General features: G+C 42.4%; 9 protein-coding genes. 2 read left to right on the top strand and 7 right to left on the bottom strand.

All coding sequences use genetic code 11. From position 1 onward, the window contains the following. Positions 1–27 precede the first annotated feature (27 nt). Both glgB and malQ read right to left on the bottom strand, forming a co-directional pair. On the bottom strand, positions 28–2,214 hold the full coding sequence (gene glgB / locus KUL10_RS03040; protein ID WP_110427406.1) for a 1,4-alpha-glucan branching protein GlgB: 2,187 nt from the start codon (positions 2,212–2,214) through the stop codon (positions 28–30). 30 nt (positions 2,215–2,244) lie between these two features. Beyond that, the gene (malQ, locus tag KUL10_RS03045) at positions 2,245–4,440 is read right to left on the bottom strand and encodes a 4-alpha-glucanotransferase (protein ID WP_110427407.1); all 2,196 of its coding nucleotides are present in this window, start codon (positions 4,438–4,440) and stop codon (positions 2,245–2,247) included. A 282-nt stretch (positions 4,441–4,722) separates the two neighbouring features. Here malQ and gap point away from each other — a divergent pair, with 282 nt between their 5' ends. Beyond that, complete coding sequence (gene gap, locus KUL10_RS03050; protein WP_110427408.1) at positions 4,723–5,718, top strand: type I glyceraldehyde-3-phosphate dehydrogenase; 996 nt, start codon at positions 4,723–4,725, stop codon at positions 5,716–5,718. Between the two features lie 105 nt (positions 5,719–5,823). Continuing rightward, on the top strand, positions 5,824–6,741 hold the full coding sequence (locus KUL10_RS03055; RefSeq protein ID WP_110427409.1) for a D-hexose-6-phosphate mutarotase: 918 nt from the start codon (positions 5,824–5,826) through the stop codon (positions 6,739–6,741). 74 nt (positions 6,742–6,815) lie between these two features. Here the strand turns inward: KUL10_RS03055 and KUL10_RS03060 are convergent, their stop codons facing one another. Genes KUL10_RS03060 through zwf form a run of 5 tightly spaced genes read right to left on the bottom strand, consistent with a single transcriptional unit; the run spans position 6,816 to position 12,476 of the window. Continuing rightward, complete coding sequence (locus tag KUL10_RS03060) at positions 6,816–7,448, bottom strand: bifunctional 4-hydroxy-2-oxoglutarate aldolase/2-dehydro-3-deoxy-phosphogluconate aldolase (RefSeq protein ID WP_110427410.1); 633 nt, start codon at positions 7,446–7,448, stop codon at positions 6,816–6,818. Beyond that, the gene (gene glk, locus KUL10_RS03065) at positions 7,441–8,409 is read right to left on the bottom strand and encodes a glucokinase (protein ID WP_110427411.1); all 969 of its coding nucleotides are present in this window, start codon (positions 8,407–8,409) and stop codon (positions 7,441–7,443) included. Before glk ends, KUL10_RS03060 begins: the two co-directional genes overlap by 8 nt. Further along, entirely contained in the window at positions 8,406–10,235 is a 1,830-nt protein-coding gene (gene edd / locus KUL10_RS03070) for a phosphogluconate dehydratase (RefSeq protein ID WP_110427412.1), read from the bottom strand. Before edd ends, glk begins: the two co-directional genes overlap by 4 nt. 10 nt (positions 10,236–10,245) lie before the next feature. Beyond that, positions 10,246–10,938 carry a 6-phosphogluconolactonase gene (gene pgl / locus KUL10_RS03075; RefSeq protein WP_110427413.1) on the bottom strand — a complete coding sequence of 231 codons (693 nt, stop codon included), beginning with the start codon at positions 10,936–10,938 and terminating at the stop codon, positions 10,246–10,248. A gap of 14 nt (positions 10,939–10,952) precedes the next feature. Continuing rightward, on the bottom strand, positions 10,953–12,476 hold the full coding sequence (gene zwf / locus KUL10_RS03080) for a glucose-6-phosphate dehydrogenase (protein WP_110427414.1): 1,524 nt from the start codon (positions 12,474–12,476) through the stop codon (positions 10,953–10,955). Between the last annotated feature and the right edge of the window lie 239 nt (positions 12,477–12,715).

The raw sequence follows: 12,715 nt of genomic DNA on the forward strand, positions 1-12,715 counted from the left end.
GGTGTCGCTTAAGCTAACTCAAGCGACTCAAGAAATCACCTTATAAAAAATCACGCTCAATGGAGGTAGGTTGATCAATACACTATGATTTTGATCGTTCCAAGCGATTGTTTGCGCATCAATACTGTCAACCACTGGATAGTCTGACCCGCCAAACTCCCCCTTGTCAGTGTTAAACAACAATTCATACGTACCTGCTTCGTTCACACCTACTCTAAAACCGTCTTGAGGAATAGGCGTAAAATTGCAAATGACTAAAACAGTCTCATTGGCACCTTTTCTCAAAAATGAAAAGACCGATTGCTCTGCATTATTGTGATCAATCCATTGAAACCCTTCAGCTTGGTGGTCATTGACGTGCAATGCTGGCTGGCTTGTATATAAATGGTTGAGTGATTTGTAAAGCCTTTGAATGCCTGCATGTTTAGCATTTGAATCATCTAACAAGTGCCAATCAAGGCTGATGTCATGATTCCACTCTTTATTTTGTGCAAATTCGTTGCCCATGAACTGGAGCTTTTTGCCTGGGTGAGCAAACATAAAGCCATAATAGGCTCGAAGATTTGCGAATCGCTGCCAATCATCACCTGGCATCTTTTGTAGCATAGAGCCTTTGCCATGCACGACTTCGTCGTGTGAGATTGGCAAAACAAAGTTTTCATCATAGGCATAGACCATGCTGAAACTTAATTCACCATGATGATAACGTCGATACGCGGGATCTTTTGCAATATAATGCAATGAATCGTGCATCCAGCCCATATTCCATTTGAAGCCAAATCCTAGGCCGCCTTGATCAACAGGCTTAGATACTCCAGCAAAAGAGGTTGATTCTTCTGCAATCGTCATCGCATTAGGGAACTTGGCGTACACTTCTGTGTTCATCCATTGCAACAAACTGATCGCTTCGTAGTTGTGATTACCGCCATCGACATTAGGGATCCACTCACCATCATTTCGCGAGTAGTCTAAATATAACATTGAGGCAACGGCATCTACACGTATCGCATCCACATGAAATTTATCAAACCAATACAAGGCGTTGGCCACTAAAAACTGGCGAACGGTATCTTTGCCGAAATCATAAATACAAGAGTTCCAATCTGGGTGCCATCCTTTTTTGGGATCTTCATATTCATATAAATGACTACCGTCAAATCGTGCTAGACCATGACCATCTTCTGGGAAGTGAGCGGGCACCCAATCAATGATCACACCGATAGAGGCTTGGTGACACATATCGACAAAGGCTTTAAACGCATCGGGGTCGCCAAAACGACTCGTCGGCGCAAACAAGCCAACGGGTTGGTACCCCCAAGAGCCGTCAAAAGGAAATTCAGAAACGGGTAATACTTCAATATGGGTGTATCCCATCTCTTTGACGTAATCAACCAACTGTTGAGATAAATCTTGATAGCTTAAATAGCGTTGATTCTCATCACCAGGCTTACGCCATGAGCCTAAGTGAACTTCATAGATGCTCATTGCCTGTTCATAAGGCTTATGATTTTTACGCGTTTGCCATGCGCTGTCTTTCCATTGATAGTGATTGTGGTCATACACGACTGAGCAATGAGATGGATACTGGTGATGATGAAAGCCAAGCGGATCTTGCTTATCGGGTAACGCATGGCCATGTGCGTCTTTAATCGCAAATTTATAAGTTTCACCCGCAGCTATTTCAGGCACAAATAAAACCCAATAACCCAATTCTGTTTTTTGCATAGGATGTTTGCTGGCATCCCAATAGTTAAAACTGGCGATCAATGAAACTGAACTGGCGTTAGGCGCAAAAACAGCAAAACGAGTACCTTGTATACCGTTGATCTCGACGAGCTGTGCACCTATTTGTTGGTATAGGTTTTCAGGCGCATGATCAACGTAATGAACCGCATGATAAGCTTCACTTTGAAATTGATACGGGTCAATAGCGGTGTGCTCACCCTCTGGGTAGGTCGCTTTTAAGGTATAAATGTCTTCATCTGATAACTTAGATGCTGCACATTCAAACTCAAAAAGACCAGAAGACGCTTCGGTCATCAGTCCAAGTGACTTTGGTTTTGCTTTTTTCGTCTTGCCTAACTTTAATACTTCAACTTGTTGAGCTGCAGGTAACCATGCAGTGATATTAGTCGTTTTATCTTGTGTTCTTTTTCCCAATACTTCAAATGGAAAGGTACAACGAGCCTCTATCAATTGCTGGTTAACTGCCATATAGATTCCTAATTTACTCAATGTGATGGTTTAATCTGTACTTGCTGCCTTACGTCTATTATCGACAGCCTTTGCCAAATTAGAGATACTTTGGTCATTAAAAATATCCACTAAATTGCGACTCAATTTGCGCTTCCAGTTTGGATATTCTTTAAAAGTACCAGGGATATTAACGGGTTTATCCATTTGTAACCAGTCTTCTAATTGCAAGCTCAATAGCGCACTTGAACCGCTTGCCATATGAGTTTGCATGCCATAGTTCAATTCAGTCGTCATACCCACATGATTAACGTCACGGCTAATATGTTCAGATATAGAATGGTGACCATGCAAGGTATTTAAAATTTGCTGCTTGTTATCATGACGAGTGTTGTACAAGGTATTCAACACATCTTGATCAGGGTACAAACCCACTTCTTTGCCAAGCGCCAAATCATCGCAATGCCAATAACCGCTTAGTGTCGGCATATCGTGGGTGGTAAGAGTACACATCGACTGTACTGGATAATGTGAAGGCGAATAAAAACCACCGTCTTGAGCTTGCTCAAAGAAAAATAGGCGATACGAATACATGCCGTTGTCTGCAAGTTTACTGCGTATTTCTTCTGGTACTGTGCCTAAATCCTCACCAATCACTAGGCTTTCATTGCGTACACTTTCTAATGCTAGAATACCCAGTAAATCGTCTACAGGATAGTAAACATAACCGCCTTTTCCTGCGTCGTCACCACGATAAACCCACCACAAGCGTAACAAGGCCATTACGTGATCGATTCGCAGTGCGCCTGACTTTTTCATGTTTGAGCTAAATAAATCGATGATCGGCTGATAGGCCTGCTCATACAATTTTTGAGGATCCATTGGCGGCAGTCCCCAGTTTTGACCCAGTGGACCCAAAATATCTGGCGGAGCGCCTACGCTAGCATCAGTGCAATACAAAGATTTATTTCCCCAAATCTCCGCACTACCCTCGCTTACACCGACAGCAAGGTCTCGATACAAACCTAGCAACATGCCGCTACTTTTAGCTTTGTCGCTTGCTGCTTCAAACTGTTGTGCTGCCTGCCATTGTAGAAACTGATAAAACGCGACAAGGTCTTTTTCTTTTTTCGCGAATTTAGCGACTTCAGGCGAATCGAAATCCTTGTATTCATCTGGGAAAACAGGCCAACCCCAGTGATCTTTGCCATCGCGCTTGAGTGTTTCTTGTAGTGCCTCGCATATCGAAAGCGTTGCAAGGCTTTCGCCGCCTTCTGCGATGAATGCTTTAAAAGCTTTGTTTAGCTTCGTGTTTTTGCTCAGGTGCTTTGCCTTAAACGTCTTAAATACACGCTTTAAGGCTTCATACTTAACTTCTGCTACCCCCTCATAATCTATGTATTCAAGGCTTCTTAAATGGCTTAGCTTTTGCTGAATGTCTTCGCTGTTGAACCAAGCTTGTGTGTCTTCATCCTCGAAGGTGTCTATTGTCGTGACGTCAATATACAAGGAGTTTAACCAACGTCTTGAACTTGGCCCGTATGGCGAACACGCATCGGGGTTAGATGGATACAAAGCATGAATGGGATTGAGTCCGATAAAGTCTGCGCCTTGCAAGGCAGCTTGCTCGACTAAGTTCGCAAGATCAGAAAAATCGCCAACACCCCAATTTGCTTCGCTTCTGAGGCAATATAGTTGAACGCTTAATCCCCAGATTTTTTTCCCCGCTTGGATTTCGTTAGGGATAAAACAACGTTGTGGAACGGTTATTTGTCTGCCCGTAGAAAGTTTTTTATTACCGCGTTTTAAAGTCAATGCGTGATAACCAAGAGGCAAAAGCATATCTGTTGTAACAAGATATTGTTGAAACTCGATATCCGAAATATCGACACTGGCCTGTAGCTGATTATCTACTGGCACAAAATCAACGACTTGCTCTTCACCATCTTCTAGCTCAATGACGAGTTTATGTTTGCTGGCGGCATGCTCAATTGCAACACGAACCACAAAGCTAAAATGTTCATCAACCTTGCTAACCTTTACTGGGTTAAGCGGCGTCAACCATTGTTCTTCAGCTTCTTGCTGAACCTGCTCGGCAAGTGCCGATTCGTTTTCAGTGTCGTAGCCCATCGCTTTAAGCAACTTTATTTTGCTTTGCTCAGATATCACTGCGGGTTTTCCCCAAGCATCGATGAAGTTTGATTCGATTCCGCGTTCTTCAACTAAGCGTTCTAAGTATTGGTTCATTCAACTTTCCTGCGCCATTGGCAAAAACCTTTGCCTTGGTGATTAATTTAGCGTTTTTGCAACATTATTTTAACTGCGCATTATTCAGTAGTTTGAGCAATAGCGCATTTGAATACGTTTGCAATAGACTGTAAGCGCACATAAGGCTTGTACAACTTTTTAACGTACTTGTAATTAAACAACAATTATAAAGAATATTTTGCATTTTGTTTACTTTCGATCCATAATTTTCGTAATTTTATTTCATAGTAATTTTTTAAATTCGAATCAAGAGGGTTAGCAATGGCTATCAATGTAGGAATTAACGGATTCGGTAGAATCGGACGTTTAGTATTACGCGCAGCAGCGACAAGAGACGATGTGAATGTCGTCGCAATCAATGATCTTTTGGATTTAGATTATATTGCCTACATGTTCAAATATGATTCAACACACGGTAAATTTGACGGTACAGTAGAAGTAGTCGGCGACAAACTTGTTGTCAATGGTCAAGAAATCAGAGTGACCGCTGAACGCGATCCTGCGGCGCTTGCATGGAATGACGTCAATGTTGATGTAGTTGTTGAATCAACGGGCTTATTCTTGACAGAAGATACAGCTCAGAAGCACATTCAAGCAGGTGCGAAGAAAGTTGTCATGTCAGCACCTTCAAAAGATCATACGCCAATGTTTGTAATGGGTGTTAACCATGAAGAATATGCAGGACAAGCAATTGTTTCTAACGCTTCATGCACAACTAACTGTTTAGCGCCACTTGCTAAAGTATTAAATGACGAATTTAGTATTGTTGATGGATTGATGACAACCGTTCACGCAACAACAGCCACTCAAAAAACTGTTGATGCACCTTCAGCAAAAGATTGGCGTGGCGGTCGTGGTGCTTCTCAAAACATCATCCCTTCGTCTACAGGTGCTGCAAAAGCGGTTGGTAAGGTTATCCCAAGCTTAAACGGTAAACTGACTGGTATGGCGTTTAGAGTCCCTACAGCAAACGTTTCGGTTGTTGATTTAACGGTTAACCTAGCAAAGCCAGCTTCTTATGAAACTATCTGTGCGACAATGAAAAAAGCCTCAGAAGGAAGCTTAAAAGGTATTCTTGGTTACACAGAAGACGCCGTCGTTTCACAAGATTTCATTGGCGATACTCAGTCTTCAATTTTTGATGCAACTGCGGGTATTTCGTTGACAGATAACTTCGTTAAACTTGTATCTTGGTACGATAATGAAGTAGGTTATTCAAACCGCGTATTGGATTTGGTTGCACATATTTCTAAGTAAACAAATGCATTACTAAACAATCTTGTAAAAGCGGCTATCACAGCCGCTTTTTTGTTTTCTTATGTTAGCTAAACCTCAAGCCGTTAATAAAATGAGAAAAGAATCATGAGTCAAACCGATTTAAAAGCAGTTTTAAATGATGCGCAATATCTGTCGCTGGGTCAGTACGGCGAATTAGATACAATTGAGATAAATCATCCCACATGTAAAGCGGCTATTTCATTATTTGGTGCACACCTCTTAAGTTTTACCCCGTCAAGTGACAATATAAACCGGCTTTGGCTTAGCCCAAGCAGTGTGTCAAATGGTTCCAAGCCAATAAGAGGTGGTGTTCCCGTCTGCTGGCCTTGGTTTGCAGCTAACCAGCCAAAAGCAGTTGATGAATACTGTGAACAACATAACTTAAAAGCGCCCTCACATGGCTATGCTCGCACTCAAGTTTGGCAATTAGATGAATTTGAGGAGAACGATAACTTTGTTGAACTTCGTTTGAGTCCAACTGAATTGGCTCAGTTTTCATATTGCAGTGATTTTAGTGTTCAATTGATAGTTCGCTTTGATAGCGAATGTAAAATGGATCTTATTACTCATAATCAATCTACATCGAGCGTCGAGTTTGGCTCTGCATTGCATTCTTATTTCGCTGTAGAAGATATAAAAAATGTAACGCTTGAGGGCGTCAATTCTGAATATCAAGATAAAACGCAAGGGTTCGCAACCTGCCCTCCCCAGTCACCATATGTTATCAATAAAGAAGTTGACCGAATCCATGGCAAAGATAACATGGAAGATGTAGAAGTCATTAATATCGCAAAAAGCAACGAATCGCTTAGCAATATTCAGGTCAGCAACCAGGGAAATAATGCTGCAGTGATATGGAATCCTTGGATGCTCAATAGTCAAGCATTGCCTGATATGCAGGATGATGGATATAAAACAATGGTATGTGTTGAGTCTGCAATTGTGGCGCCAATAAAACTATTAGCTATGCAATCCCATTGCCTTTCACAAACGATAAAATAAAAAAATGGCCCACATAAATGTGAGCCATTGTTATTTATAGCATCATCTTTTTTTATAGCATCATAAAGCGCCGTTTAGATATCACAAGCCGCTTTTGCTAAGTCTGTGATGATAGACCATTGCTTATTTTCAATTGCGTCGGTAGGTGCCAACCATGAACCACCGCAACATTTTACGTTTGGCAATGCCAAGTATTCTTGATAGTTACTTGGACTGATACCACCCGTTGGGCAAAATACGATATCTGGGAATGGCCCGCCGATAGATTTAAGTGCTTTAACACCGCCTGCGGCTTCTGCTGGGAAGAATTTAAGATGGTCGTAACCAGCATCTTTGGCTTTCATTAAATCAGAAATATTGGAAATACCAGGGATTAGCGGAATAGAACCTTCTTTACCCGCTTTTAGTAAGTCTGCCGTCAAGCCAGGGCTTATCGCAAATTTAGCGCCTGCATCTGTGACCGCCTTCAATTGCTCTCTGTTCGTCACGGTTCCTGCGCCAATATAGGCTTCAGGCAGTGCTTCAGCAATTGTTCGAATAACATCCATGGCTGCTTCAGTACGAAGCGTCACCTCAAGTACATTAATACCACCAGCAATAAGTGCTTCGGCGATTGGCAAAGCATCCTCTACCTTGTCTATTACTAAGACAGGTACGACTGGCCCTTGGTTAAAAACTTCCTGTGAGGTGTATTTCCAGTTATTCATCTTCTATAGTTCTCTTTGATTGTTGTAACAAAAATGCCAATGCGCCGAGTAGCCCATGGTCTGGTTCATCAATTACGTAAGTAGGAATATCCTTAACGTATTCTTTGAAATCACCTTTCGCTTCAAAGTAAGCTCTAAAGTCACTATTCACAAAGAATTTACCAAGTTTTGAGACAATTCCGCCACCAATGAATACACCACCAGTGGTGCATAAATTAAGTGCGAGATTGCCAGCAAAGCTTCCCATTACACGGCAGAACTGTTGGGCAGTTTCTACGCATAATTGATCCGAATTATTAATTGCGTTTTCGCTAATGTCAGCAGGATCACTGAACTGTTTTTCCATGCCTTTCGCTTCTGCTAAAGCGTTGTAGATATTTACGATACCGCGACCTGACAACACTTCTTCTGCCGAAGCACGGCCAAATTTATTTTGTAGGTACTGCCAGACAATGAGGCCATTTTCGTCAGTCGGTGCAAAGTCTACATGACCACCTTCACCGTCAAGTGTCTGCCAACCTTTAGACGTCCACGTTAAGTGTTCTACACCCAAACCTGTTCCGGGCCCGAATACTGCGATATTGCCTTTATCCTTGGCTTTTCCTTGACCAACGGCGATCACTTGGTTGTGATTAAGCGTTGGGAGAGAATGAGCCACGGCGGTAAAGTCATTGATGACGTGCAAAGCATCAAGGCCAAGCTGAGTTTGCAATGCAGATTTAGAAAATTCCCAAGTGTGGTTGGTCATTTTTACTAGATCGTTATTTACTGGGCAAGCAATGCCTATGCAACCTTCAGTGAAACCTGTATCTGTGCATTCGTTTTGAAAGAAAAGTATCGCGTCTGCAATGGTGTCAAACTCAGTACACAAATACTTTTTAATCAGCGAAATACGCCCATTTTCAACTAGAGCTAGTCTAATATTAGTGCCGCCAACATCGGCTATAAATCGCTGACTCATGCTATCGGCCCTTGATCGTAAAACAATGAACAAGCACCTTCTTCAGCGCCCGTAAGGGTTGCGCGCATGCCGCCAAACATTTCTCTGCCCATGCCAACATGGCTCATGCTTAGGTCGACTTTAGCGAATTCTCTTGCATCGAGCTCTGCTTGGTCGACATGCAGGATGAGTTCGCCTGTCGCGGTGTTTATTTCGATTAGATCGCCATCCTTCACTTTACCAATTAAACCGCCTTTGTAGGCTTCTGGAGTCAAATGGATAGCCGCAGGTACTTTACCCGATGCACCTGACATACGACCGTCGGTGACTAATGCCACTTTGTAACCCTTATCTTGTAAAACACCCAATGGAGGTGTCAATCTATGTAACTCAGGCATACCAATCGCAGATGGGCCTTGGAAACGCACAACCACGATGCAATCTTTATCTAATTGGCCCGACTGAAACGCTTCGTCCAATGCATACTGATCTTCAAATACAACTGCAGGCGCTTTTATGTGACAAACAGGCTCTTTTAGAGCAGATGTTTTTATAACCGCTCTTCCTAACGCACCATCAAGTACTGATAGGCCGCCGTCTGGCTTAAACGGTTGCTCGACAGAAGCCAATACTTCTTTATCAAGTGAAGTTTGTGGTCCATCCACCCATTCAAGTTCGCCATCGCGAAGTTGTGGTTCTTTAGTGTATTGATCCAATCCGCGACCACATATCGTATTCACATCATTGTGAAGCAAGCCCGCGTCTAGTAATTGTTTGAACAATAAAGACATGCCGCCTGCAGCAACAAAGTGGTTAATATCTGCAGAACCATTTGGATATATACGTGTTAATAATGGGGTAGCCTTTGATAGGTCAGAAAAGTCATCCCAATTTACAATGAGTCCCGCAGCTCGGGCGACTGCAACTAAGTGCATAGTATGGTTTGTTGAACCACCTGTTGCCAACAAAGCAACTAGGCCGTTAACCATTGATTTTGCATCAACAACATGGCCAATCGGCATGTAATTTTCGCCTAAATCAGTTAATCGCGTTGCTTGTACGGCTGCCGCTTTTGTCAACGCGTCACGCAGAGGCGTGCCAGGGTTCACAAATGATGAACCAGGAAGATGTAAGCCCATGACTTCAACGACTAATTGGTTACTGTTTGCGGTGCCATAAAAAGTACAGGTTCCTGCAGAGTGATAAGACTGGGACTCAGCTTCAAGCAATGCATCTCTGCCGACTTTACCTTCTGCATACTCTTGACGTACTCGCGCTTTTTCTTTATTCGGTAAACCTGATGGCATTGGGCCAGCTGGAACAAAAACGGTAGGCAAGTGACCAAAGCTAAGACCACCTAAAAGCAAACCAGGGACAATCTTGTCACATATTCCCAGCATAATCGCGGAGTCAAACATATTATGAGAAAGCCCAATAGCCGCTCCCATTGCAATATTGTCTCGACTCATTAGGCTAAGTTCCATGCCCGCGTTACCTTGGGTAACGCCGTCACACATTGCAGGTACGCCGCCAGCAAACTGTGCAACACTACCCACTTCAGCAATAGCTTGTTTAAGAATTTGTGGATACGTCTCGTAAGGTTGGTGAGCTGATAACATATCGTTATATGACGATACGATTGCGACGTTTGCTTTTGTCATGCTACGCAAGTCAGCTTTATCTGCAGGGTTACATGCTGCGAATCCGTGCGCTAAGTTACCACAAGACAATTGCCCGCGTAGTGGTCCGTTTTTACGTGCTCTTTCAATTTTTTCTAGATAAGCCTTTCTGGTTGCTTGGCTTCTCTCAATAATTCTGTCAGTTACTTCTTGAATAATAGTATTCATGTTTAATCTCCTATGGCGCCCACATTAATTGGACGTCAGCTCTGTCACATACTGCCTTAATAGGCTTCTGTATTTCAGTGTAGTTTGCTAATGCGTCTTCAAGCACGTTTTTCTTCTTTTCACCTGTCAAATGCAGATAAATGTTTGCACTGCTTATCAAAGCCTTAAGGGTAAGCGACATTCTTTGATGTGGCGCTGTAGTAGGCTGAGTTGCGATAAACATGGCTGAAGAGTTAGTGTCTAGACCAGCTTCAATTTGCTCGCTACAAGGAAACAGAGAAGCGGTATGACCGTCTTCACCCATTCCTAATATAAGCACATCAAAGGGTTGGCTAACAGAAGCAAAACGAGATGTAATTTCTTCAACGGCGTCTGCGGCTAATTCATCATTAGTAGTAAGACTAATAAAAGTAGCGTTGGCCGCATTTTGTTGTAAGAGGTTCTCTCGCACTAGCTTTTCATTACTGGCAGAGTGTTGCGCGTCAACCCATCTTTCATCAGCAAGGGTAATGACGACCTTTGACCAATCTAAATCGCGTTGGCATAGGCTTTTAAACAAAGGAAGTGGCGTACTGCCACCACTGACAACGAGCGTTGCTTGATTTTTTTCTGCAATCGCTTGCTTTAAGGTATCAGCTATTCGCTGACTAAATACAGTGACGAGTTCGTCACTGTTTTCAAATGTATGTGTGCTTAAGCTCATAATATGTCTCAGCTTTATTTCGAAGTAGCTGGCTTGGTACGCTTAAGCTTGGTTTCGTACCAAGAGCGTTCCTCGCGAGCTAACAGGCCAATTGAAGAAACGGGTCCCCATGTGCCTGCTTGATAAGATTCAGGAGGCTCATTGCTAGCGTCCCACGCAGCTTTTATTGAATCAACCCATGTCCAAGCTTGTTCTATTTCATCGCGGCGAACAAATAATGCTTGGTTTCCGATCATTACTTCTAACAATAACTTTTCGTATGCATCAGCTATGCGATCATCGGCAAAGGCTTCCGAAAAACTGAGATTTAATTTTGATTTTTGTAAATCCATCGAACCAGTGGTAGTGAGCCCTGGAACTTTATTCATGACGGTTACTTCGACGCCTTCATCAGGTTGAAGCCTAATAACTAATTTATTTTGCGGCAATGTTGCAAAGCTACCATCAAAAAGATTGTGAGGTTGACGTTTAAAGTAAATGACGACTTCACTCGTTTTGTTAGGCAGTCGCTTACCCGTTCTCAAGTAGAAAGGAACGCCAGCCCAGCGCCAATTGTCTATTTCAGCTTTGATAGCGACAAAAGTTTCAGTGGTGCTTTTTTCGTTTGCATCAGGTTCATCTAAATAGCCCGGCACTTCTTCTCCACGTACAAAGCCTGCGGCATATTGACCTCTTACTGTTTTATCAGCGATATTGGATGCATTAATTGGGCGCAGTGCTTTCAATACTTTGAGCTTTTCGTCTCGAATACTATCTGCATCTAATGTTGTGGGTGGTTCCATTGCGACCAAAGACAGGATTTGTAAAAGGTGGTTTTGAACCATATCTCGCATTTGGCCAGCGTCGTCAAAATAACCCCAACGCCCTTCTATCCCAACAGACTCAGCTACGCTTATTTGAACATGGTCTATGCAATTGTGATCCCAATTGGTTGCAAATATAGAGTTAGCGAATCTCAGCGCAATAAGGTTAAGTACAGTCTCTTTACCAAGATAATGATCTATTCGGTAGATTTGCGATTCATCAAAATACTCAGCAACTTGTTCGTTAATAACCTTTGAAGAAGCGAGATCATGGCCAATTGGCTTTTCAAGTACTACTCTCACAGTTTCGTCAATGACTTTTGATTCATCCATGCCTCTGCATATGTCACCATAAATAGACGGTGGCGTCGCAAAGTAACACACCATTGTTCTTTGGGCGTCAACATGTTGTTTTAGTTGCTTGTAATCTTTAGGGCTCTTCATGTCTATTTGAGCATAGCCCAAACGTTCAGCGAATCTGGACCATGTATCTTGACACAGGTCTTCGCCTAAAAAAGTTTCTAAAGCGAGCTTCACCTGCTCTACAAATTCTTCAGCACTGTGTGCTTGACGAGCAACGCCTAAAATCTTTGTTCCTTCATGCATAAAACCAGCTTTGTCTAACTGATAGAGTGAAGGCAGCAATTTACGGCGAGCTAAATCGCCTAAAGTGCCAAATAGTACGAAATCAATCGGTTCGTACCCAGCGTGTTTGCTGTTTGTTTCAGTAACCATAATCGGCCCCTGTCCTTTGTTAATAATATGTGTGCGATATTTTTATTAGAAGCATAGTAAACTATAAATGTAGTAAAATTACAACCTTAAGATTTAACAAATATGATCTAAATTAGTGACATTTGGGGTGAAATCGTTGGCGTCTTTTGCAAAACATGGATATAAATCCTAACTTATTGTTAAATAACAACTTTCAACCCAATAAATTTTATATCAATTATCAAACAAAAGGAGTAAGC

This window comes from Glaciecola sp. KUL10, assembly GCF_003203515.1.
Classification (GTDB): domain Bacteria; phylum Pseudomonadota; class Gammaproteobacteria; order Enterobacterales; family Alteromonadaceae; genus Glaciecola.